Genomic DNA, 22,028 nt, shown 5'->3' with positions numbered 1-22,028 from the left:
CGCGCGGTGCGAGACTGTTCCGCACCGCGCGCCCTGCGGGTAGCGGTCCTTCCGCTTCCCGCTCGGCTTCCGCGCGGTCGAGGAGCCGCTGCCGGCGCGCGGCGTGGTCGTCTCCCACGAGACCGTCCGCCGCTGGTGCGCGAGGTTCGGGCAGGCCCACGCCAACGACCTGCGCCGCCGGCATGCGAGGCCGGGGACACGTGGCTGTTGGGTGCCAAAAGTCCCGTACACGCGTTGAGCCGGGCGCTTGCCAGAGGTCCTGATCTTCGTCAGGGTGTGTCGCGGCACTCATGGACGAGTCCGCCGAGGACGGCGTGGCGCCGGATCCGCCGGGCCGGGAAGGGGACGGCGTCCGGGGCGTCGGCCGGTGCGCGACGCCGCGGGGCCCGGTGCGGCCTTCCGGAGTCGTCCTGCCCGGCGTACTCGGCGAGGACACGCCGTGCGTGGTGCTCGTTGCGGAGCGGCATCCGGTCGGTGCGCTCCGCCCGCACGCCGCGGACGAACCTCGCGGCGTGGGCGTTCGTCTTCGGCGCCCGCGGCGCGCTGTTCAAGATCGCGATGTTCTCGCCCGTGACGGCGGGTGCCGACCTCCAGGACGGCGACGGCAGGCGGCCTGGTCCAGGCCGCGGTGTCGACACGCCCGCCTGCGCAGCCCGTCGAGCGTGCCTTCGTCCGCCTGAAGGACTGGCGGATCTTCCGTCACGCCCGCTGCAGCCCCATCCGCCTCACCGCAGTCGCAGCCGCCGTCCTCACCCTGGAGCAGCACCGCTGAAAAACATCAGTAAGGCTGTTCCTCCAGCACGACGACAACCTGGACCGGGAGATCGGTGTCCTGCTGAACGACACCAGCAACCAACGTCCGTCCATTCAGGAGCCACTTCCGGAACGCAATGTACTCGTCGGTGTCCTCCGCCGTCCCCTCGACGTCGACCAGATGGACCGAGAGCGCGGAGGACTCGATCTCCGGGAGGAAGTCGGCCAGGACCCGCTCCCCCTCCGCGTAGACCGCCTCTAGATTCTCGAAATAGCCCGTGTCCTCGTCCACGTCCCGCATCCAGACGGTGAGCTCGACTCGAATTCCGCCTGAATAGAGGTGGATCCAGCCGAGGATGCCGTTCTTGCGCCACGACGTCTCGAAGCCGTTCTTCGGCTGCCCCTCGGCCTCCCAGCCTTGGGCCTCGAACTGCGCCGCCACGCCCTCACCGGTCAACGGAGAGAGGCTCCGGATTCCTTCCAGCAACTCGACTACTTCAGCCATTCACTCATTCCACTCATGCCATTGCCGGGTACGTGGTACGCCCTGATCCTTCCGCCGGTGAGCGCTTCGGGGAACGCATCGGCCAGAACCTTGTTCACATGCGCGGCGCTCCACTCATTGGACACCATGTAGCGCCCTCCCTTGCCGCCCAGCACCTCGTTCAGCGCGAGCGGCTTCTCCGCCTGATTGGTGATCCTCGATCTGCGGCGAACAGCCCTCCCACCGGGGAAACAAGCAGCTCAAACGAGCCTTCTTCCTGTCCGCGTTCGCCGCCCCAGCCGACCCGGTCTCCCGGGCCCTAAGGCTTGTCCCGTAAATGATTTCAGATGTGCCAGATGACCTGCTCGTTTCTTGGTCAGCCGGCCAGAGTGAGGTTGTGGAAGCGGGCGATACCGAGCACCGCGTGGTGAACGCCATCGCCCTTGAGACGGCAGTCGCGCAGGATCTTCCAGCCCTTCATCCGGGCGAAGACGTGCTCGACGCGGGCGCGGACCTTGCGGTGGGAGGCGTTGCGGCCCTCTTTCCATTCGGGGAGTTCGGCCTGGCCGCGTTCGCGGCGGTGCGGGACGACCAGGCCGGTGCCCCGGTAGCCGCCGTCGGCGATCACCATGGTCCGTCCGACGGCCGCTTTGGCCCTGGACAGTCCCCATACCTTGCAGTCGTTGCGGTTGCCGGGCACCGGTCGGCCGACGGTGACGACGATGGGGGTACCCCCGGACGGAGTCCGGGGAGGGTGTCGACGTCGACGACGACCTGATGGTCGGTGGAGTAGCGGTGGTTCTTCGACCGCTCCGCGATCGAGTGGTCGCGGATGGGCACCAGGGTGCCGTCCACGATCAGCACGATCTGTCTGCGGAACCGCCGCCGCGGCTGCAAGGCGAGCGCCGGCCCGAGGTGGTCGACGATGCGGCCGGCCGCGGACTTCGAGATCCCGAACAGCGGGGCGAGCTGCCGCAGGGTGAGGTTGGTGCGCCAGTACGCGGCCACCGGCAGCACCGGTCCTCCAACGGCAGGCTCCATGGTCGGCCCTTGCGGACCGATCCGGGCGGGGCCGAGTTTTCGCTCTCGCCGCAGCGCGCAGACCTGTTCCTCGACGTCGGCGGGGGTACGGTGCGGGGTGGTCCGTGGTCGGCTCGGGCGGTCGTACAGTCCCGCGTTGCCCTCGGCTCGCCAGCGACGGACCCACTTGTGGGCAGTGGTGCGGGAGATGCCCATCTCCTCGGCCACGTGGGCGACGGGGCGGCCGACCCGGACTCCGTCGATCAGGAGCCGTCTGCCGTGGACGGTCAGCCGGGCATGTGGATGAGACACGAAGACCTCCATTGTGGTGCGGGATCTGAGGGACTGTCTGGATTTGGTGCGCTGCTGTGGGGTTTTCGCTCCCTGGGTCTTCAGTTGCGGCGGAGAGGCGGGGAACACAACCACTGCCCGGGGCCGCCGATCCAGTGGTCGGCGGCCCCGGGCAGTAGGTGGGGCCCCTTCGAGATCATGGCGCCGTAACGCTTTCTCACGCTCGTCTGAACGGCAGCGCCCCTCAGCGCCGCGCACTGTGCGCCGTGGCGATGAGAGGGCGTGTGCTGGCTGTCGCCGTCAGCTGTCCTGGCCGCCGACGGGGATGAAGTTGGCGTACTCCTCAATGCGCTTGATCTGTCCGGCATCGTAGAAGCCGAAGGAGACGGCGGCGTGGACCTCGCCGCGCATGCCGCTTGTGATGGCGACGTGTACCACGTGCTGCTGGAGGACTTCGCCCGGCTGGGAGAGTTGACGCGGGATGTCGTAGCGCATCGATTCGATGAATTCGATCTGCCCTTCCATCCCGGCGATGTTCTCCTCAACGGACTGCTCGCCCTTGCCGTCGTTGTGCCGGACGGTGGCCGTCTCGGCGCACAGGGCCCGGGCAGTCTTCCAGTCGCGGTTTTCCAGTGCGCGGAGGTAGGTGGCGGCCTTGTTCTTCAGGTCCTGACTCATGCGGGTCTTCCTTCGATACGAGTGAGTTGATGGGGGCCGGCAGGGGTGGGGCGTATCAGCTCTGACCGGTGGCGGCGTGGATCAGAGCGCGCTCGCCGGCCTCGATGCGCATCGGCAGATGGTTGCCGGGTGGCGAGAGCGGACAGACGAACACATCCGGGTTCAGGTGGTGGTGCGAGAGCGTGGCCTTGTTGAAGTCGACCGTCACGGTGCTGCCGGACTCCAGCAGCGGCAGCACCAGCCAGCGGCCGATCGTCGGCGTCGAATCGCCGTTGGTCTCGTCGGTGAAGATCACCAGTCGCTGGCCGGGGAAGTCCTGGAGGACGGCCAGGACGTATTCGGCGCCGTCGATGGTCACGGCCAAGTCGACGGGAGCCAGGATGGCTTCGGTGCTGCGCGGGCTGGTCAGCCGCGGCACCTCGATCCGGCGCTCTTCGGGAGCTGCCCGGTACTGGCCTTCGAAGACCAAGGCGGGGTTGTAGGGGAAGGTGTCGATGCCGGTGAGTCCGGTGCGCTCGACGCGGTCTTGGTCCATGACGACCAGGCCGTAGGAGCCATCCGTGCCGCCGGCGAAGCCGACCCGGTTGTCAGGGAACTCCAGGGAGACGCCGGAGGGGACAGTGCTCGTTCCATCGACCAGGCTGCCGGCCACCTGTACTCCGTCGACGGCCTTGGCCGTCACGGTCAGGTCTCCTGCTTCGGTGGTGCGCCATTCGCCGGGGATATCGGGAAGCGTGTGAGGGCCCGGATCGGTGATCTTGGCGTTGGCGACGACCTTGGCCTTGCCGTTCGCTCCGGCGATCTCTTCCCACCGGCCCTGGCGCCAGGCTTCGTAGTCGGCGGGGATCTGCGGTGCAGTCGTGAAGGCTCCCTTTCCTCTCCGCCGCGCTGTGGGGTCGCGTCGATGGCGCGGCGATGGCGTGCGCGGGCATGGTTGCTCAGCCAACGAAGCGCATGGCGCTGCGCGGGCGGTGGTTGGCGTATGAGGCAGGCAATTGGGTGCTGAGGCTGCTCGGCAGGCAACCGTGGGTTGCGCCGGGTGTCAGGCGCGGCGGGCGGCCCAGACGGTGCGCTCGGTGCGTACGGCGAGATCCTCGCGGCGCAGAAGGCTGTTTGGGCTGTTGGTGTCCAGGAGCTCGTCGAGTGCGGCGAGGTCCTCGGGGCTGAGGGCGGGTGCGGCGACGCCGCGGATGCGCTGCAGGCTGCTGTAGGCGTAGCGGCCGATCGCTTCGCTGCGCTCACCTTCGATGTTGATGGTGATGGTGCGCTCGTCCTCGACGGTGAAGCCGGCGGCTGTCAGTATCGGGCCCCAGTCGGCGCCGCGGTGCGGAACGTGCTCAGCGTGGAAGCTGTCGGTCGCAGCATGTGCGCGCTCTTCGAGGCCAGGCCGGTTCTCCGGGGCGTGGGCGGGCAGGAAGCGGGGGAAGCCCGCGAGCTCGACGACGGCGAACAGGCCGCCGGAGGCGAGCAGTTCGCGCACGCTCCGCAGGGTGCGGTCGGGGTTGGCCATGTGGTGCATCGAGGCCGAGGCCCACACCAGATCCGGCGTGCCGAGGTCGGGCCAGTGGTTGGTGTCGAGGTCGGCCTGCACGGTCCGTACGCGCCTCTCGACACCGCGGGCGCATGCCCTCTCGCGCAGGAGTTGGAGGTGCCCGGTCGAGGTGTCGACGGCGGTGACGTGCGCGTCGGGGAAGCGTTCGAGGAGCGCGAAGGTTCCCGCGCCGGTGCCGCAGCCCAGGTCCACGATCTGACGCGGCTCGCTCTTCAGCGGCAGCCAGGCGGTGATGGACGCTAGGTGCTCGGCGAGCACCTCGGCGTCCAGATCGAGGATCTCCGCCTGACCGCCATCCCTGTGTTCTTGGTGGCCGCCATGGTCGTGGTCGGGGTGGTGGCCGTTTTCGCCGTGGTGGGGGGTGTGCTGATGCGTTTGGGGCATGGCATCACCGTAAGCCGGTCATGCGCCTGCCGCACGAGTGCTTGCGGAATACGCAAGAGGGTGGCTTGATGTGCTGCCCGCCACGCAATATCGCCCGCCGCGCCGTGGGCCTTCGGCGCGACTATGGCCCGCTATTCGCAGGGCCCCGGGTGCCTCCGCGGTCGGCTTCGGAGCCGTCGGCGCCGGCGTCCTTCCGGTGGCCGCGGCGGGCATCGCGGTCGAAGATGCCCATGATCTCGCATGGCCCGCCCTCGGCGCCGATGGCGTGCGGCATCATGGTGGGGAACTCTGCGGCCTGGTTGGTTTCGATGCGAAAGCGCCGGTGGCCAAGCATGAGGACGGCGGTGCCGGACAGCACCACCAGCCATTCGCGGCCGGGGTGGGCTCGCATGCGAGCCGGGTTGTCGGGCGGCGGGTCGGTCATCCGCTGACGCATCACGCTCATACCAGGGTCGCCCTTTATGGGCCAGCGCATCAGGCCGTGCGTGCCGTCGATCATCGGGCTGATGACGACGTCGTCGGCGGCGTTCTCCACGAGCTGGTCCAAGGTGGTGTCCAGTGCGCGGGCGAGGGTGACCAGCTGGTCCAGAGCGAGGCGGCGCTGACCGTTCTCGATACGGCTCAGTGAGGACTGGCTGAGGTTGGCGCGCGTGGCCAGCTCCTCCAGCGACCACCCCTGTGCGACGCGCAGTGCGCGGATCCGTTTGCGTACGAGGCTGTCCAGCTGCCCATCTTCTTGCGTCATAGGCAACATGGTATGCCTTCGATGCAACGTGGGTTTAGCGTCGAACACAGATGGTCCAGCACGGGGGGCCAGGTACGACGAAAGGGCGCGACATGTCTGCGCGGACTTCCCACTACGAGAGCGATGCACTGCCCACCGAGACCGTGGATGTAGTGGTGATCGGCGGCGGCGCCGCGGGTCTGAACGGCGCGCTGATGCTCGCCCGCTCGCGCCGCTCGGTCGTCGTGATCGACAGCGGCACCCCGCGCAACGCCCCCGCCGCCGCCATGCACGGCTTCATCGTCCTGGACGGTACCCCGCCGCCCGAGATCCTCAAGCGCGGACGTCGGCAGGTACGTGAGTACGGCGGCCGAATCGTCTTCGGGGAAGTGGCCACGGCCGAATCCGCCGCCCCCTCAGCGGAGGGTGATCTGCGGTTCACCGTCACCCTGACCGACGGCCGCACGCTGACGGCGCGCCGGGTACTGGTGGCCACCGGCCTGCGCGACGTGCTGCCCGAGGTGCCCGGCCTGGCCGAGCACTGGGGCCACAGCGTGGTGCACTGCCCCTACTGCCATGGCTATGAGGTGCGCGATGAGCCCATCGGCATCCTCGCCACCGGCCCCGCCTCCGTCCACCACGCCTGGCTGTTCCGCCAGCTGACGGATGACCTCGTCTACTTCACTCGCGGCACCGATCCGGACTCCGAGACCCGCGCCCGCTTCGCCGCCCGCAACATCCGCATCGTCGAGACCGACGTCAAGGAAGTCGTCACCGAACAGGGCGCCCTCGCAGGCGTCCGCCTGACCGACGGCGCTTTCGTGGGGCGGCGGATTCTGGCTGTGGCCACACAGATGCAGGCCCGTACCGAGGGCTTGGAGGGCCTGCAGCTGCCGATGGAAGACCTGCCCGACAACATGGGCCGTCGGATCGTCTCCGCCATGGCCGGCACTACCGAGATCCCCGGCGTGTGGGTGGCCGGCAACGCCACCGACCTCACCGCCCAGGTCGGCGCCTCTGCTGCGGCCGGCGCCCTGGCCGGCTCCCACATCAACGCCGTGCTGGCCGCCGCGGACACCGACGCCGCGCTCGCCGCCGCGCAGAAGACCACCGGCTGACATGTAAGCCCCCTGCTGAAAAACCGTGCGACCGCCATCCAGCGGTCCGCGCGGTGAGCAAGTCCCCATCTCACCAACCTGGCGACCGGTCCTGTCCCGGCGCTGATTCCGCATGCCCTTTGGGGAAGGAAACCATGAGTATCAATCGGCCTCCCCAGGCTGCGGCCGCGGCGGCCGGCGGCGCGGGAACACCGGATGCGCGTCAGTTGCGCGCGATCCTGATCACCGTCTCGACCGCGTTGACGGCTGTCATCGCATCGGTGTCCGGGCTGAACGTCGCCCAGACTCACATGGCCGTCGAGTTCGGCGCCTCGCAGACCACCGTTCTGTGGATCATCAATGTCTACACCCTCGCCCTGGCCGCGCTGCTGCTGCCGCTCGGCGCGATCGGTGACCGTCTGGGCCGCAAGCCCCTGCTGATCACCGGACTGATCATCTTCGGCGCCGCCGGCGTCGTCGCGGGACTCGCTCCGTCGGCCGGGGTAATGATCGCCGCGCGCGTGGCCGCCGGTATCAGCGCCGCGATGATCATGCCGATCACTCTCGCCGTCATCACCTCCACCTTCCCCGAAGAGGAGAGAGGCAAGGCGATCGGTGTGTGGACCGGTGTCGCCGGAGGTGGCGGCATCCTGGGCATGTTCCTCTCCGCCCTGCTGGTCGACGTCGCCGACTGGCGCTGGCTGTTCGTGCTGCCCGTGGTCCTGGTCGCCGTCGCGCTGGTGATGACTCTGAAGTCGGTGCCCAACTCCCGCGAACACTCCACCCATTCCTTCGACACCATCGGTGTGCTGGTCTCCACCATCGCCGTGATCGGTCTCATCTTCGTCCTGCAGGAAGGCCCCGAGCGCGGCTGGACCGCCCCTATCACTCTGATCAGCCTGGCCGTCGGCGTCGTCGCCGCCATCACCTTCGTGGCCTGGGAACTGCACCGCCAGGACGCATTTCTGCTGGACGTACGTCTCTTCCGTGAGCGCGGCCTGGCCTCCGGCTCGATCACCCTGTTGGTCGTCTTCGGCGTCCAGGCCGGCATCGCCGTCGTCCTCTTCCCGTTCTTCCAGGCAGTGCTCGGCTGGTCGGGGCTGCTGTCCACGGCGGCGATGATGCCGATGGCCGTCACGATGATGATGACCTCCGGCCTGGCCCCGAAGATGGCCGCCAAGATCGGCACCCGCTCCACCATGACCGTGGGCGTCGCCCTGGCCACCCTCGGCCTGGCGCTGATGGCGCTGTTCGTATCCGTCGACGGCGGCTACCTGTCCATCCTGGCCGGCATGCTCGCCATGGGTACCGGCATGGGCCTGTCGATGACACCCTCCACCGAGGCCATCACCGGCTCACTGCCCCGCGCCAAGCAGGGCGTTGCCTCCGCACTCAACGACGTCACCCGCGAGTTCGGCACCGCTCTCGGTGTCGCCATGCTCGGCGCGCTCCTGGCGAACGGCTACCGCAGTGCCATCGACGGCAAGCTCGAGGGCATCCCCCATGGGGCCGCGGACACCGCCCGCGAAGGCATCGCCAACGCCATCGAGGTCGCACCCACCATCGGCAGTCACTCCCAGGATCTGATCCACGCCGCACAGCAGTCCTTCGTCGACGGCTGGCAGCAGACCATGTGGATCGGCGCCGCCGTCATGGCCGCACTGCTCCCCTACGTCGCCCTGCGCGGCCCGAACAACACCGCACCTCTCCAGCCCGACGCCGAGGCAGCTCCGGAGACCGGGGTCGCGGAGAACGTCGCCGCCCGCTGACCTCGCGGGAACTCCGTGCGGACGGAACACGACGCCGCCCGCACACCAGACGGCCGTCGGGCATACCGCGACCTCTCAGTGTGCCCGACGGCCGCACAGCGCCCTGAGCGCAACCCGATACCCCCGATCACCCGCAGGAGTAGCACTCATGAGCACCATCGAGCTGACCGCGGACAAGTTCAACGAGATCATCTCCGGAAACGACTTCGTCATCATCGATTTCCGGGCCGAACGGTGCGGACCTTGCCGCACGTTCGGGCCGGCCTTCGAACAGGTCTCGGACAAACACGAGGGCGTCGTGTCCGCCAAGGTCGACACTGAGACACAGCGAGACCTGGCGCAGGCATTCGAGATCAGGTCGATACCCACCCTCATGATCGTGCGCGAGCGGATCGCCATCTTCCGTCAGACCGGCGCCCTGCCGAAGGCCGGACTCGACGACCTCATCAACCAGGCGCGCAGCCTCGACGTGGACGAAGTGCGCGCTTCCAGCACCGCAGCAGACGAGAACCGGTAGGCACGGTAGGCCCCCTACCGCGCCTCGTCCTACGCGCTCAAACACACGCATCGCACGCCGCGGAGTTTCTCACTTTGTGTCGGCAACGCTTGTGGTCAATACAGCCGGACATCAAAGGTGCTGGGTTCACAGAACACGGAATGTGATCAACGCGCTGCCGAAGTTCGCCCATACCGGAGCACGGAAGGCCCTGCAGGAGGTCACAGGCGCCGAGGACCGGACCCATGCCGAGCAGGCGGCGAAGCAGTTCGCGTAAGGACTACGGGAAGAAGTGGCCCAAGACGGCCCGGAAGATCACCGGCGATCTGGACGAGCTGCCGGCGTTCTACGACTTCCCGGCCGAGCACTGGATCCACCTGTGCACCACGAATCCCATCGAAATCGGCCTTCGCGACGGTACGGCTCAGGGCCGAGGTCACCCGCGGCGCCGGCAGTCGCGCGGCGGCCCTCCCATGGTCTTCAAACACATCGAATCCGCCCAGGCTCACTGGCGGGCCGTGAACGCGCCCCACCTGATCGCCCTGGTCCGCGCTGGCGCGAAGTTCGAGAACGGCAAACTCGTCGAACGCCCCGACGAATCGGGAGGTGATCAGCAAGTCGCGTGACCAGGGCGGTCATGAGACCGGTCGACATGTCGGTCGGCGGGAACCTCCGGGTCGGGTTCGGCTGCTTGACGGGGTGGGGCATGGACGGATTCAGACATGCAGGGTGGGCCGGTAGACGAGCTCTTGGATGTGGCCGTCGAGCGTCCGGCTCTCGATCAGCTCGAGGTCGAAGTCGGCCGCACCCTGGAAGATCGGGGCCAGCCCGGTCTGACCGGTGATCACAGGGAAGAGCGTCACCTGGACGCAGTCGACCAGACCGGCGGCCATCAGCGCCCGGTTCATCGACAGGCTGCCGTGCGAGCGCAACGGCACCTCGGACTCCTCCTTGAGCCGGGCGACGACGTCGACGGCGTCACCGCGCACGACGGTCGCGTCCGGCCAGTCGAGGGGTCCTTCCAGCGTGGTCGACACCACCGTTGCCGGCATGCTCCTCATCCGGATGACCCATGGGTCACCGGACTCCTCGGTGCTCGGGCCCAGCAGCCGCACGAATTGCCGATAGGTGTTGGCCCCGAAGACCATCCGCTGCTCCGCGCCGTACAAGGCGAGGCGGTGGTCGAGCAGCTCGGGGCCTTGCTTGCCCCAGTAGCCGCCCCAGTCGCCGCTGTGGGAGCCGTAGCCGTCGAGGGTGGAAAAGACGTCGAAGGTGTAGGTGGCGGCCATGATGCTCTCCTCGAGTGCGGTTGATCGGGCGTGTGAATACAGACCGGAAACCACGGCGGAACTCATCGCCGGCGGGATGCCGTCCCGGACGAGTGCGTCGCGGTAGGTTTTGGCGGCCGGGTGGCCGACGGGCTCCGGGAGGAGTTCGGCGCGGTCGGACCGCTTCGAACCTTCGGACATCGTGACCTGCCCCGGCATCAAGGGCAGGGCCCGGCGTGCCGCGCGGCGGCCGGGGAGCGCCGACCACACGTCTGCCCGCGGCCACGTACGGCCGCGGATTTGGCCGCTTCGACACCTTCAGCTTCCCCACGCGCGTCAGTAGCCTGTCGCGCGTGGGGACGAGTCGGTGGGACCGCGAACGCCAAGTGAACGAGAACGTCGCCAGGGCGGAGGAGTTGCGCGCGCAGGGGCGTCCGCGGGAGGCCCAGGAGTTCGCGGACCGCGCCATCGCCGCCGCGGAGGCCATCGTCGCGCAGGACCCGGCCGACGCACAGGCCCGCTGGGTGCTGGCCGGACAGTTGTACAACCGCGCCTCCCTGCGCAGCGAGCTCGACGACTACGCGGCGGGCGCCGCCGACGCGTGGCAGTCCCTGACCCTCTACGAGCCCCTGGCCGCGGAGTCACCGCAGCACCTGCCCACCTGCGCGGACGCCAGGGCCCGCCTGGCCTGGATGCTGGCCAACGCCGGCCTGGCCGACGCGGACATGGGCTCCCCCCGCGACCACGCGGCGCAGGCCGTGGCGACCTACGAGCGACTCGTGGCGGACGACCCGGCCCTCCGCCCGGACCTGGCCCGCGTGCACTACCTGCACGCCGAGGTGCTGCGCATTCTGGAGGGTGAGGGCACACCCGCGTCCGTGGCCGCCTACGCGGCCTGCGTGCGCGAGTACCAGTCCCTCGGCCCGCTCACCGGGAACAGCCTGCGGCTGTGCGCGGACGGCGCCCTGCGCCTGGCTTACGGCTACGCGGCCAACGACGCGCACACCGGCCAGCGGGACGCCGCCCGAGAGGCGATGGATCGGTTCGCGGAACTGCTCAACCAGGGTGTCGGCGCCCACGCCCACTACGCCCGCGCCATCCTCCTGCTCTCCGACGCCCAGGCGGCGCTGGGCGACCCGGAGTGGGAGCAGTCCTGGGTCGACTTCGAGTACGTCCTCTCCCAGCTGCCCGCCCCCCTGCCCGCCGACCTCGCCCCGTTCAAGGAGCAGCTCAAGCGCAGGTGACCTCCGCCTCCGCCCAGCCCTGTCTCCCGCAGGGCCTGATCCGCGTGCGCCACCAACCGCATGGCGGACCCCGCGCGGACAGGCGGGCGGCGACTCGCAGGCTTCGCGTACCTCCGCACCTCCGCCCGGCTGGGCGGCGTCGGCGCGTCACAGGCGGGAGCGGACCAAGGCCAGGGCGGCGGCCCTTGGGGCGTCTGGGATCGCACCGTCAGTGGGCACTGCCAAGATGGCAGCCATGACGATCAAGGAAGTGGCGCGTCACACGGTCGCGGAACAGCGGATCGGGCAGGCCTCCGAGGACATGTGGGGGCGGGCATACGACCGGTGGTACGAGATGCGCTACGGCGGCATGTAGTTGCGGCGCGGGCTCAGGGAACTCGGCGAGGAGCCGGCCGACCACATCGCCGCGCGGACCGTGCCGGACCCTGCGCGCGTACGTCCGATTCCCGTACCGCCCTGGTCACGGCGGCGGAGTGCGCCCTGGGTGTACTGAGCCTCGCCTGTTTCCCCGACGGCGACTTCGAGGTGCCCCTCCCCTGGTGTCGGAGACGCTCGGCAGCGAGGAGCTGCACTACGAGGAGAGGCGGGAGCCGACCTCTCCGGTGACCACGGCCCGGACGTGGACCGACGCGTTCGCATGGTCCGTGATCAGCGGCCTGGTATGGGAGCGGAACCGGGTGATCGGCCCTCTGCTCCGCAGGGACTGCGCACCCGCCATCCGTGACGGCGCGCCGTACTCGCGGCGGGAGTCGGTGTCCGACCCGGCCGACCTCGCCGAGCTGGACGCGCTGTGCGCCTGCCTGGCCGTCGTGCAGGGGCGCTTCCCCGGCGCGCTCCCTGGCCCGGTGCCGCTGGGCAAGCCGGATGCCGCCGAGCGGGCGCGGTCGGCCGCAGAGCTGGATGCGGCCGGGACGCTCTCGCCTGACCAGCGGCTGTTGCGCGTCCTGCTCGACGACGACCAGGCCGCGTTCGAGCAGGCCCTGCGCGAACGACTCGTGGTGCATCGCGAGAATGCCGGCGCAGACCCGGCTGCCCGGAGCCTGCTCCCGGTGGGGGCCGTCACGCCGCCGCTCTCGCTCGTCTCGCACACGGCCGGCAGCTGGGCATCCGGTCCGCCTACCTGCCCGAAGCACTGGTGAGTGCCCCGCGACAGTAGACGGCCGGCGGGCCGCGCCGACCCTGTCCTGGCCCGGCCCGCGGCTCGGACAACTGGATGAAGCGGCAAACCCCCTCTGCCGGATGGATCATGGTGGGGTGATACGCCGCCGTGAACTCAACGATGGGCGTCGAGTAAGCGATGCGGCGATGATGTGCGGGTGTTCTACGAGGATCTCAGCGAGTACGACTACCAGGACGAGGATGCGTTCACGGACAGGGAATCGGGCGTCTACGCGCTCTGGTACCGCCCGGCGTACACCCGCCTGAACATCGGGTGGCTGGAAGCCGGCAAGCCGTACTCGACTGGAACGGTCCCCACGGTGTTCGTGGAGAAGCTGAAGGCTGTTCAGGAGGTCCAGTGGATGAACGTCTGCCTTGGGGTGCACGAGTGCGACCTGTGTCCCGAGGAAGGGGCTCCGGAAGGGAACGGGGAGGTCCGGATCCCGGGCGTGCCCGGCATCGCCTATGCCGCTCCGCTCCTGATCACGCACTACATCACCACACACGGCTACCGACCGCCGCGGGTCTTCATCGATGCCGTTCTCGCCGTCGATCTCGACGCGTGGGCCGCCGCGCGATGGCCCAACGTCACCTTCCCCTGGGTCCCGGATGACGCCGAACGCATGCTGGAGTAGGGCCGAGCGAACCCTACGTACGCAGCCAGAGCCGGATCGACGCGACGGTGACCGTCCCGTGAAAGACGTAGGCCTTCTTGTCGTAACGAGTCGCGACCGCACGGAAGATCTTCAGCCGGTTGATCGTCCGCTCCACTTCGTTGCGGCGCCGGTGGATCTCTCTGTCGAACCCGGTCGGACGGCCGCCTTTACTGCCGCGCCGCCGGCGGTTGGCACGCTGGTCCTTGGGCTCCGGGATCGTGTGCTTGGTCTGGCACCGCCGCAGACAGCGACGGTTGCGGCGCGACGAATGGGCTCTGTCACCGCCGAGGTGATCGGGCCGAGTACGCGGGTGTCCGCCGGCGGGCCGCGGAACCCGAATCTGTTCCAGTACGGGGATCAACTGTGGGGCATCTCCCCACTGGCCGGGAGTGAGGACGAAGGCGGGGCGGCGACGCCCACCCTCGCCCGCCACATGAATCTTGCAGGTCAGACCGGCTCTGGAACGGCCCAGGGCCTCGTCGCTCCGATGCCGGACCGGCATGCTTCGTCTGCCGGGGACTCTCGGCGGGCGGGAGTGAGCCCCGCCGCGTGCTGATGAGCCCGGCAGGAGGTCGAGTCCACGCTGACCACGCCCCAGTCGGTCAGGCCCTCGGCATCGGCGTCGGCCTGAACGGCCCGGAGGGTCCTCTTCCACATGCCGCCTGCTGACCACCTGCGATGACGGCCGTGAACCGTTTTCCACGTCCCGAAACGGGGCGGCAGATCCCGCCACGGCAGGCCAGTCCGCTGCCGGAACAGAATCCCGTTGATCACCCGGCGACGGCACTGCCACCGCCCACCCCGCCCCACGACGACCGAAACGATCCACCAGGGGGCGGGTCACGTGACCCATCGGACACGACCTAACGGCGGCGACAGGAAAACCCGCGGTATCAAGCGTCACCCGCTCGCCGATACCCGCGGCGCCGTCCTGGTGGCCTGCGTGAGTGCGGCCAGTGTGGGTGACCGCGATGGCGCCGTGGCGGAAGCCGAGCTGCTTCAAGCAGGCCCTGCTCGTCCTGGCCCGCCTGCGCAAGAACGAGACTTCGCCCAGGTAGGGGCGGGTTTGGGGATGTCCGAAGCAACGGCGTGGCGGTACGTGGGCGAGGCGCTGGAGGTGCTGGCCGCCGGACCTGCACAGAGCCCTGGTGGGTCTGGGCGAAGAGGACTTCGTCATCGTTGACGGAGCCTTGGTTCCCACCACTCGGAGTGGCCGCGGACGAGCCGTACCACTCGATGCAACACCGCCGGCCCGGAATGACTGTGCAGGTCACCGCCTGCCCGGACGGCTCCTTGCCCTGGTTCCCGCGCGCGAACCGGGACGCCGCCATGGCCTGACCGCGGCCCGCGTCCACGGCATCGGCCAGGTGTGCCTCATCAGACGGATCCTCGTCCTGGCCGACCGCGCCGGCCAAGGCGCCGGCCGTTGGGTCACCACCGGTCTCGGGCGATCGCCCGGTGGGGAGTTCGCCCCGGTGCAGCGCACCGCCGACCATGCACTGGCCCGGGTCCTGTCGAAGGCGGCATGGCAGGTCCGAAGTCCCGGCGGATGTTCCGCACAGTCCGGGTCGGCCCCGGCCGCGTGGCCGTCGTCACCAAGGCCGTCCTCACCCTGGAGAGGCAGCGCTGAAGAGGTTCACTCGGCGAGGTCTCGTTGCCGGGCAGCGTACCGCCGGGACTTCGTTCGGTTGCCGCACACCCGCATGGAGCACCAGCGGCGACTGTGGTTCTTCGAGGAGTCCCAGAACACCCAGCCGCAGGTGTGCTCGGCGCATCGCTTGAGCCGGTGGACATGCCCGCTGAACACGATCTCCGCCCAGGCGGCGGCGAGACGGGCGAGGGCGGCTCGGGCAGGTGGTGCGTCCACGGCCGGGATCAGCGGCGCGTGCAGGTCGCTCAGGCGGACCAGGACGGGCACCTGGGACAGCACCGCGTCGGCGACGGCAAGGCGGTGCGGCTCCACCGGGTCGTCGGTGTCCAGGGCCTCGCGGATGCCGGCACGCAGGTCCAGGAAGGCGCGGTGCTCGTCGGCCGTCAACCGCAAAGACGGCTCCACCAGACCGCGGCCGGCCAGCCAGTGCACCAGCTCGCCGGGGGTCGCGACGTCGTCGTCGCCGCTCTCCAGGTCGACGGTGTTGGTGAAGGCCTCGACCAGTTCGGCGGCCGGAGAGGGGTGGAGCACGGGCGTGCCGCCTTTCTGTCCTCGGGGACCTGCCGGGGGTCCGATGGCAGTTCCGACGGGGTCGTCGGGCTGGGCGATGGACCGGTGGCCCAAGAGTGCTGCGCACTCACGATACCGCTGCCATACTAACCACCAAAAAGCTTTAGGGGGTTGGTTGTGGATGGTGTGACGGACGAGCGGGTACGGGTGACGGAGGCCGGGCCGACGTCCGGGAAGGCGGCGCCCGGCGACCGCAGCAATCGCAACACCGCGGTCCTGGTGGGCTTCACCGCGATCACGAACCTGGCCGACGGCGTGACCAAGGTCGTTCTACCGCTGATGGCGACCACCCTGACCGACTCCCCCGCCCAGGTGGCCGGCGTGGGCCTGACCCTCACGCTGCCCTGGTTGCTGGTCGCCCTGCACGTCGGCGTCCTGGTGGACCGCTTCGACCGCCGTCTGCTGCTGTGGCTCGCCGACGGAGCACGCATGCTCGTCGTTGGGGCGCTCCTCCTGCTGGCCCTGCGCGACCAGGTGACCATGCCCGCCCTGTACGCCGGCGGCCTCGTCCTCGGCGTCGCCGAGGTCGTGGCGCTGACCTCCGCGGCCACCCTCGTGCCCTCCGCAGTGGCTCCGGCCGGCCAGGAACGGGCGAACGCCTGGGTCGCCGGCGCCGAAACCGCCTGCAACGAGTTCTGCGGTCCGTTCGTCGGCGGACTGCTGGTGGCCGCCGGTGCCAGTGTGGCGCTCGGCTGGACCGGGGCGGGCTACCTGATCGGCACCCTGATCCTGCTCCTGCTCGTGGGCCGGTTCAAGCCGCAGGCGGACGACACCCGCCCGGCCGGCTCCGTCAACCAGCGCATCGCCGAGGGTGTCCGCTTCCTCTGGCAGCAGCGACTGCTGCGGCTGATGGCGCTCGCCCTGACCGTACTCTCCGCCTGCTGGGGGGCGTGGCTCGCCTTGATCCCCTTGGTCGCCACCTCGCTGATGCACCTCGACGCGCGCGAGTACGGCATCCTGCTCAGCGCCCTCGGTGCCGGCGGCCTGGTCGGCGCGCTCACCGTGACGAGCGTCAACCGCCTGCTCGGGCGCCGGTGGTCCATGTTCGCCGACCTCGTCGGCACCGCCGCCATGGTCGCCGCCCCGGTGATCTCCACGAACCTCTGGGCGGTGGGCGCCGGCGCCTTCCTCGGCGGCATGGGCGGCATCCTGTGGACGGTGAACTCGCGCACCCTCAGCCAGCGTCTCGTCCCGGACGCCATGTTCGGCCGCTACAACGCCGCGGCGCGGCTCTTCAGCTGGGGCGCGATGCCGCTGGGCGCGGGCCTCGTGGGCGTGCTGGCCGAGTGGTTCGGAATCCGCACCGCATTCGCCGTGTTCGCCGTGGCCACCCTACTGATCATCATCCCGTTCCTGCGGACGGTGACCCCGCGGGCGCTCGCCGAGGCCGAGGCCGCACCCCGGGCCGACTGAGTCCTTGCAGCGCGTTGACCGACCAGGTGACGGGCACGCTCATCGGCGACCTGGCGGGAGGCGCGTTTGCCCGTGGCCCCGCAGTACTGCGGAGCCACGGCGACCGACATCCGGCCGGCCTCGGGCACCGACACGTCGTCGATCACCCGGGCCGTCGGGGCGATCAGCGGCAGCAGCCGCGCACAGATCCGCCGCTGCACCGGCACCGGGTCCCCGGTGGACTGGTTCACGGACTGCCGCGGGTTCTGTTCGTTGCCGTTCGGCAGCCGCGCGGTCATGGTCTGGGTGGACGTGCGGCGGCCGTCCGGCATCAGGCCCCGCAGACAGCGGTCGCCCTTGGCCCGCTGGTCCTTGCCCGGCACCGAGGCGAACACATCAGCCGCGTACAGCGCCGACTTCGCCCGGGTCCGGTTCACTTCGTGTGCGTCCATCCATCCCACATGCCCGGGAACAGGCCGATCCCGAAGACCCACCGGAGTCCTGCTCAGTCGTCGGCCGCGACGAGGAGCGTGATCCGCCCGACCGAGCGGTCGATGAGCACGAATTCGTGGAAGCACTCGTGCGCGCGCCCTCGGTCGTGGACGCCTCGTCCCCGAGCCCACTCAGGTGGTGGACGCGGTCGTCGGACAGACCCTGGACGGGTGAGTCCGAGGTGATCAGTGGTCGAAGGCGATCGGCGACCTGGGCGGTGGGTGCACCGGTGTGGTGGCCGTGCCGGATCACATCGGCCGTTGCCAGGACTGGCCGGGCGATGCGGACGGGCACGCCTTCGCAGGTCAGGCCGCCGTGCCGCTCCAGCCCGAGCTGTCCCTTGAGGGTGTCGTCCACGGACTCGACGGCCCGCGGACCGACTTCGGCAGCGGCTCGCCCGGCCGGGACTCCTCCCGCTCGAACGAGGGTCGCAGCGAGGCGACCCCCTGCCTGGCCGCACTCCGCCGGGGCGGAGTCGGTAACCCACATGGCGTCGAACCGGAAGGTCGTGTCGGCGGCGCGTTCCCGGATGACGCGTTTGGCCAGGTGGGGAGGTCGTTCTACGCCGATCAGTAGGGTTCGTCCCATGGACCTCCCTCGTATCGACGCCGGCCTGCTCGACCAGTGGTGTTCGCACCACCTCGGATCGAGGATCACGGCCGAGCGCTTCCGAAGCGGCCGGCTCTCGGCCGTGATCGGTGCCGTGCTCGCCGATGGCCGAGAGGTCGTCATCAAGGTGCGGGAGCCGGCTGCTCGTCTCGAAGGCTGCTTCGCCGTGCAGAGTCTGCTGCACGCTTCCGGGTATCCGGCTCCCGAGCCGATCCTCGCGCCCACTCCGCTCGGGAGGTGGACCGCCAGTGTCGAAGCACTGGTCGAGGGAGGGGATGAACTCCCGTCCTCGGGACGGGATCCGCGACCGTTCGCGTCGGCTCTCGAAGCGCTCGTGCGCACCGCCCGTCCATTGGCCGCCGGTGTTGACCTCGAACCGAAGCCGTCGTGGAACCGCTGGGACCATGACGAGCCCGGGGTGTGGACGACCGCCGAGGACGTCGAGCGGCCCTTCCACTCGGTGGTGGGTCCGGACTGGCTCGAACGGACCGGCCGGGCTGCGCGCGAACGGATCGCTTGCCGGCAGGCGCCGAAGGTCATCGGCCACGGCGACTGGTTCCGGGAGAACTTCCGCTGGCGCGGCGAAGAGCTCCACGTCGCGTACGACTGGGACAGCGCGATCGTGGAGACGGAGGCGGTGATCGTGGGAATCGTCGCGACCTATGTGGCCCCGTCCGTGGAGGAGTCGGCGGCGTTCCTCGCGGCGTACCAGGAGGTGGCCGGCCGGCGGTTCGAACGCGATGAGCTGGAAGTGAGCTGGGCGGCCGTCCTTTGGCTGCGGGGGTGGAAGGCCAAGCGGCAGGTGGTGACCGGCGAGCCGATACGGTCGCTGTCCGAAGACGAGGCGATCCGGCTGTCCGCACTCGCCGGGCTCTGAGCGCCACCGCCCAGTGGCTTGCCGCACAACCTTGGTCGGGCAATCGGTCCAGGCTCGCGCTTGCGCTTGCGGTGGTGGAGCTTGCCGGCGCTCGGGTCGAGCGCGGCGAGCATGCGCGTCACGCCGTCGTGGCGGTTGTGGGTGGCCCTCAGCCGGCGCGGCGAACGGATGGAACGCCACGCTCTGCCCTCGCGAGGCTGGAGGTTGAGCGGGCCGAACTCGTCCACGCAGACCACTCGGCCATCGGCGGGCGATACGTCGTAAAGCTCCGGGGCCCGGTGCATCCTGGCGATGAACGCGGAGTCCGTGGAGGCTTTCCACGTCGTGGTCGTCCGTCAGGAGACCCTGAGCGCGATCAGGTGCTCGGCGAGCTTGAACGGGCTTCGAGTGGAAAATGCGACGATGCCCCAGTCGGTGGAGACATCCGGGCGATCAGGCAGATGCGCTTGCGTACCTGTTCACTGATCGCCTTCGGTCGTCCCCGCTCCATTCTGGGGTCGGCGCGTCGAACCCCCGCTCGTTCAACGCGTGGATGACATCGCGCACGTAGTCCTCGCCGATCCGCAGCGGTGAGGTGATGTCCCGCATCGACCGGCCCTGGGCGGACATCGGCACCACGATCGAGCAGAGCCACCGGGTGGCGGCCCGACCGCCGGGCGACAGCGATTCCGGGGGTGGTGACGGCTACCGGCGGCTCGGCGCCCCGCCGGCCCGGTCGTTCGATGGCACCGACCGCAGCGAGCGCCGACCCCGGGCACCGTGGCAGAACCCACACACCGGATCCGCGCCGCCCATACCGCTTCCACCGTGACCGTGTACCAGGCCTACGCACCGGAGATCGGCCTGCCGGCCGCCCGGGACGGCGCTTCCCCGCGGCCTGGAAGCGGGACCGGACGGCGTGGATCAAGCCGTCGTTCCTCTGGATGATGTACCGCTCCGGCTGGGGCACCGAAGACGGCCGGGAAACCGTCCTCGCCATCGAAATCACCCGGGAAGGCTTCGAGTGGGCCCTGAAGCACGCCCGCTCGGCCCACTACGCATACGGGCTGCACCCCGACCGCGCCACCTGGAAGCGCCGGCTGAAACGAGCCCCGGCCCGGGTCCGGTGGGACCCCGAACGCGACCTGCACCTGCGGCCGCTTCCCCATCGCTCGCCGCAACTCGGCCTCGCGGGTGAGGCGGCACACAGATACGCGGAGGAATGGACGGTCTCCATCACCGACGTCACCGCGCTCGCCCACACGATCCATACCCGGGTGAGGGACGGTGAGGGACGGAGCTCTGGAAGCCGCCCGGCGACTCCTGCCCGCGGAACGCCCCTGTCCCACGGCCGACAAACCTGACGGCCCATCTGCACGCCCGACTCGGGAACAAGCGGTCACGGCAGGGGGTGACGGTCGTCCGGAATCCGGGTGTCGGGGGGCAGCGGCGAGAGCTCCGCGGTGAGGGCCTCCCCAAGGGCCGGAGTCAGCCGGCCCACAACCTCGGTGATGCCGAGCTGGACGGTGAGTTCACCGGTGTGCAGGCGTACGAGCGCTTCGATGAGTTCCGCATAGGTGTCCGCCGCTGCCCGGGTGCGGCGGCGGGCGGTCAGCGCGATACCGAGGGCCAGCGGCGCCGCGGGCCACCACCACCAGGCGAGCGGCGCATAGAGCAGGGCCCATCCCCCGAGTACGGTCGCCTTGCTCAGTTCCTGCCGGGCAGCTGTGAGCTCTCCTCGGGCGTGTTCGGGCAGGACGAACCACAGGTGCGGCCACAGGACGGCGATTTCGAGGTGGTACTCGCGTTGCAGGCGGGTGGCGGCCGCGTGGATGCGGTCACCGGTCCAGGTCGGCCGGTCCGGCAGGTCGGGGGCAACCGCCAACAACGCCTGATATGCGGCGATACGGGGAGCCGGGTCGGGCGGATCCCCTGCAGCGAGTCGAGCCGCCGCGTCGTCACACGCGGTCTCGTAGCGTTGGGCGCGGCGGATCCACCGCTGACGTCGCCGGCTGGTCCTGCGGGCCGCCCAGTGCCGGGCGGCGAACGGCCACGCGCGCCAGTCGGCGGCCAGTACGGCGCCCTCCAGACCGGCCCCCAGGGCGCGCGCGGCCAGCCCCACGGTTGCGGCACCCGCCAGAACCGCGGCGAGGAGGAGTACCTGCCCGCCGGAGTGGGCCGCCGTGGGCGACCCGGCCCACTCGGTGATGCGCGTGGCGAGCCACGAGGGGTCCAGGGCATGTCGATGTCCCAGGACACGAGCAGTCGCTGCCACGGCGAGATAGAGCGCCCCCGGAAGGACGAGCAGACTCAGCCACTGCTCGGCAAGCTTCTGTCCGAGTTGGCGGAGAAACGTGTCCATGTCACAGCCGTGTCAGGCGCAGCGGCTCACCACTCAGGGTGCAGCGCGGAGGGTCGTCGTGTTCCGCGCGGCTGTGCCGGCTGCAGCGGTCGGTGGGGCACACATAGACCGCGAGCGCAGGCAGATGCGCGTTGGCGCCGGCAGGCCGCAGGCCACGGACCGTCGGCATGATCCCTCGGGCGTCGCCGGCGGCCAGCAGGGCCTCGTGCAAGGCCGTGAGGGCGGGTTCCGGGTCGGCCGCGGACCGTATCGCTTCGAGAGCGGCGTCCAACGCCCGTGCGTTCCCGGCCTCGATGAGCGTCTGCCGGATGTACGGCGTGTTGCCGCACACGTACCCGATTGCCGTCCGCAGCCGTTGTCCGGTGTGCCCGGCGTAGGTCATGGCGTGTTCTCCCCCCGCCTCCATGGCCGGGAACGGTAGCAGCCCCTGACCGACAGCGTGATGGGTTTGTCACATCTGTCCGTGACGCGCATGCTTGTTGCCGACTTCCAGGGGGGTGGGGACATGAGCACGCACGAGGA

21 protein-coding genes and 7 pseudogenes are annotated in these 22,028 nt (G+C 69.8%); 11 read left to right on the top strand and 17 right to left on the bottom strand.

The genetic code is table 11. The features are described from left to right. Nucleotides 1–49: 49 nt before the first annotated feature. Nucleotides 50–202 (top strand): annotated as a pseudogene (locus ABD335_RS11755) (IS6 family transposase); the annotation flags it as partial. Between the two features lie 67 nt (nucleotides 203–269). Here ABD335_RS11755 and ABD335_RS11750 read toward each other — a convergent pair. The 10 genes and pseudogenes from ABD335_RS11750 to ABD335_RS11700 form a co-directional block, all read right to left on the bottom strand. Next, a complete protein-coding gene (locus ABD335_RS11750) occupies nucleotides 270–551 on the bottom strand; it encodes an integrase core domain-containing protein (RefSeq protein ID WP_344322162.1) in 282 nt (93 codons plus the stop codon). 227 nt (nucleotides 552–778) lie between these two features. Continuing rightward, complete coding sequence (locus tag ABD335_RS11740) at nucleotides 779–1,258, bottom strand: hypothetical protein (protein WP_344322196.1); 480 nt, start codon at nucleotides 1,256–1,258, stop codon at nucleotides 779–781. After that, nucleotides 1,246–1,413, bottom strand: coding sequence for a hypothetical protein (locus ABD335_RS11735; RefSeq protein ID WP_344322195.1), 168 nt, complete (start codon nucleotides 1,411–1,413; stop codon nucleotides 1,246–1,248). The genes ABD335_RS11740 and ABD335_RS11735 overlap by 13 nt, the downstream gene beginning before the upstream one ends. Before the next feature lie 200 nt (nucleotides 1,414–1,613). Further along, the gene (locus tag ABD335_RS11730; RefSeq protein ID WP_344322194.1) at nucleotides 1,614–1,937 is read right to left on the bottom strand and encodes a transposase; all 324 of its coding nucleotides are present in this window, start codon (nucleotides 1,935–1,937) and stop codon (nucleotides 1,614–1,616) included. Then, nucleotides 1,862–2,245, bottom strand: a complete 384-nt coding sequence (locus ABD335_RS11725; RefSeq protein WP_344322234.1) for a helix-turn-helix domain-containing protein — start codon at nucleotides 2,243–2,245, stop codon at nucleotides 1,862–1,864. The genes ABD335_RS11730 and ABD335_RS11725 overlap by 76 nt, the downstream gene beginning before the upstream one ends. Further along, nucleotides 2,222–2,569: pseudogene (locus ABD335_RS11720) on the bottom strand (leucine zipper domain-containing protein); the annotation flags it as partial. The gene ABD335_RS11725 and the pseudogene ABD335_RS11720, both read right to left, overlap by 24 nt. 279 nt (nucleotides 2,570–2,848) lie before the next feature. Further along, a complete protein-coding gene (locus ABD335_RS11715; protein ID WP_344322193.1) occupies nucleotides 2,849–3,226 on the bottom strand; it encodes a nuclear transport factor 2 family protein in 378 nt (125 codons plus the stop codon). A 55-nt stretch (nucleotides 3,227–3,281) separates the two neighbouring features. Further along, nucleotides 3,282–4,172, bottom strand: coding sequence for a DUF1684 domain-containing protein (locus ABD335_RS11710; protein ID WP_344322192.1), 891 nt, complete (start codon nucleotides 4,170–4,172; stop codon nucleotides 3,282–3,284). 96 nt (nucleotides 4,173–4,268) lie between these two features. Further along, complete coding sequence (locus ABD335_RS11705) at nucleotides 4,269–5,162, bottom strand: class I SAM-dependent methyltransferase (RefSeq protein ID WP_344322191.1); 894 nt, start codon at nucleotides 5,160–5,162, stop codon at nucleotides 4,269–4,271. Nucleotides 5,163–5,283: 121 nt separating this feature from the next. Continuing rightward, nucleotides 5,284–5,907 carry a helix-turn-helix domain-containing protein gene (locus tag ABD335_RS11700; RefSeq protein ID WP_344322190.1) on the bottom strand — a complete coding sequence of 208 codons (624 nt, stop codon included), beginning with the start codon at nucleotides 5,905–5,907 and terminating at the stop codon, nucleotides 5,284–5,286. Nucleotides 5,908–5,999: 92 nt separating this feature from the next. Here ABD335_RS11700 and ABD335_RS11695 point away from each other — a divergent pair, with 92 nt between their 5' ends. The 4 genes and pseudogenes from ABD335_RS11695 to ABD335_RS11680 form a co-directional block, all read left to right on the top strand. Then, on the top strand, nucleotides 6,000–7,004 hold the full coding sequence (locus tag ABD335_RS11695) for an NAD(P)/FAD-dependent oxidoreductase (protein ID WP_344322189.1): 1,005 nt from the start codon (nucleotides 6,000–6,002) through the stop codon (nucleotides 7,002–7,004). A gap of 134 nt (nucleotides 7,005–7,138) precedes the next feature. Next, nucleotides 7,139–8,752 carry an MFS transporter gene (locus ABD335_RS11690; protein WP_344322188.1) on the top strand — a complete coding sequence of 538 codons (1,614 nt, stop codon included), beginning with the start codon at nucleotides 7,139–7,141 and terminating at the stop codon, nucleotides 8,750–8,752. 148 nt (nucleotides 8,753–8,900) lie between these two features. Next, nucleotides 8,901–9,269, top strand: coding sequence for a thioredoxin family protein (locus tag ABD335_RS11685; RefSeq protein WP_344322187.1), 369 nt, complete (start codon nucleotides 8,901–8,903; stop codon nucleotides 9,267–9,269). Between the two features lie 112 nt (nucleotides 9,270–9,381). Beyond that, nucleotides 9,382–9,874 (top strand): annotated as a pseudogene (locus ABD335_RS11680) (transposase); the annotation flags it as partial. Between the two features lie 90 nt (nucleotides 9,875–9,964). On the opposite strand, the gene ABD335_RS11675 reads toward ABD335_RS11680, so the two are convergent. Continuing rightward, nucleotides 9,965–10,537 (bottom strand): dihydrofolate reductase family protein, encoded by a 573-nt coding sequence (locus tag ABD335_RS11675; RefSeq protein WP_344322186.1) that lies wholly within the window; start codon nucleotides 10,535–10,537, stop codon nucleotides 9,965–9,967. A gap of 332 nt (nucleotides 10,538–10,869) precedes the next feature. Between ABD335_RS11675 and ABD335_RS11670 the strand changes: the two genes are divergently transcribed. The 3 genes from ABD335_RS11670 (at nucleotide 10,870) to ABD335_RS11660 (ending at nucleotide 13,553) form a co-directional block, all read left to right on the top strand. Next, nucleotides 10,870–11,760 carry a hypothetical protein gene (locus tag ABD335_RS11670; protein ID WP_344322185.1) on the top strand — a complete coding sequence of 297 codons (891 nt, stop codon included), beginning with the start codon at nucleotides 10,870–10,872 and terminating at the stop codon, nucleotides 11,758–11,760. Nucleotides 11,761–12,299: 539 nt separating this feature from the next. Further along, on the top strand, nucleotides 12,300–12,899 hold the full coding sequence (locus tag ABD335_RS11665) for an Imm49 family immunity protein (RefSeq protein WP_344322184.1): 600 nt from the start codon (nucleotides 12,300–12,302) through the stop codon (nucleotides 12,897–12,899). A 177-nt stretch (nucleotides 12,900–13,076) separates the two neighbouring features. After that, the gene (locus ABD335_RS11660) at nucleotides 13,077–13,553 is read left to right on the top strand and encodes a DUF7919 family protein (protein WP_344322183.1); all 477 of its coding nucleotides are present in this window, start codon (nucleotides 13,077–13,079) and stop codon (nucleotides 13,551–13,553) included. 13 nt (nucleotides 13,554–13,566) lie between these two features. Here ABD335_RS11660 and ABD335_RS11655 read toward each other — a convergent pair. Further along, nucleotides 13,567–14,381: pseudogene (locus tag ABD335_RS11655) on the bottom strand (IS5 family transposase); the annotation flags it as partial. Nucleotides 14,382–15,210: 829 nt separating this feature from the next. Continuing rightward, nucleotides 15,211–15,756 (bottom strand): CGNR zinc finger domain-containing protein, encoded by a 546-nt coding sequence (locus ABD335_RS11645; RefSeq protein WP_344322182.1) that lies wholly within the window; start codon nucleotides 15,754–15,756, stop codon nucleotides 15,211–15,213. A gap of 165 nt (nucleotides 15,757–15,921) precedes the next feature. Here ABD335_RS11645 and ABD335_RS11640 point away from each other — a divergent pair, with 165 nt between their 5' ends. After that, nucleotides 15,922–17,208: an MFS transporter gene (locus tag ABD335_RS11640; protein ID WP_344322180.1), complete on the top strand. Its 1,287-nt coding sequence runs from the start codon at nucleotides 15,922–15,924 to the stop codon at nucleotides 17,206–17,208. Nucleotides 17,209–17,252: 44 nt separating this feature from the next. Here ABD335_RS11640 and ABD335_RS11635 read toward each other — a convergent pair. Beyond that, a pseudogene (locus ABD335_RS11635) lies at nucleotides 17,253–17,639 on the bottom strand (transposase); the annotation flags it as partial. A 225-nt stretch (nucleotides 17,640–17,864) separates the two neighbouring features. Beyond that, a pseudogene (locus ABD335_RS11630) lies at nucleotides 17,865–18,045 on the bottom strand (IS982 family transposase); the annotation flags it as partial. Here ABD335_RS11630 and ABD335_RS11625 point away from each other — a divergent pair. Together ABD335_RS11625 and ABD335_RS11620 are read left to right on the top strand one after the other, a co-directional pair. Beyond that, a complete protein-coding gene (locus ABD335_RS11625) occupies nucleotides 17,960–19,165 on the top strand; it encodes a phosphotransferase (protein ID WP_344322179.1) in 1,206 nt (401 codons plus the stop codon). The pseudogene ABD335_RS11630 and the gene ABD335_RS11625 sit on opposite strands and share 86 nt — an antisense overlap. A gap of 759 nt (nucleotides 19,166–19,924) precedes the next feature. After that, a pseudogene (locus ABD335_RS11620) lies at nucleotides 19,925–20,611 on the top strand (DUF4291 domain-containing protein). On the opposite strand, the gene ABD335_RS11615 reads toward ABD335_RS11620, so the two are convergent. Continuing rightward, on the bottom strand, nucleotides 20,544–21,506 hold the full coding sequence (locus ABD335_RS11615) for a hypothetical protein (protein ID WP_344322178.1): 963 nt from the start codon (nucleotides 21,504–21,506) through the stop codon (nucleotides 20,544–20,546). The pseudogene ABD335_RS11620 and the gene ABD335_RS11615 overlap by 68 nt on opposite strands. A 1-nt stretch (nucleotide 21,507) precedes the next feature. Beyond that, complete coding sequence (locus tag ABD335_RS11610; protein WP_344322177.1) at nucleotides 21,508–21,888, bottom strand: hypothetical protein; 381 nt, start codon at nucleotides 21,886–21,888, stop codon at nucleotides 21,508–21,510. Between the last annotated feature and the right edge of the window lie 140 nt (nucleotides 21,889–22,028).

Origin of the sequence: Streptomyces macrosporus (assembly GCF_039533145.1) — a bacterium.
GTDB classification, from domain to species: Bacteria; Actinomycetota; Actinomycetes; order Streptomycetales; family Streptomycetaceae; genus Streptomyces; species Streptomyces macrosporus.
This window is presented reverse-complemented; position numbering and strand designations above follow the sequence as displayed.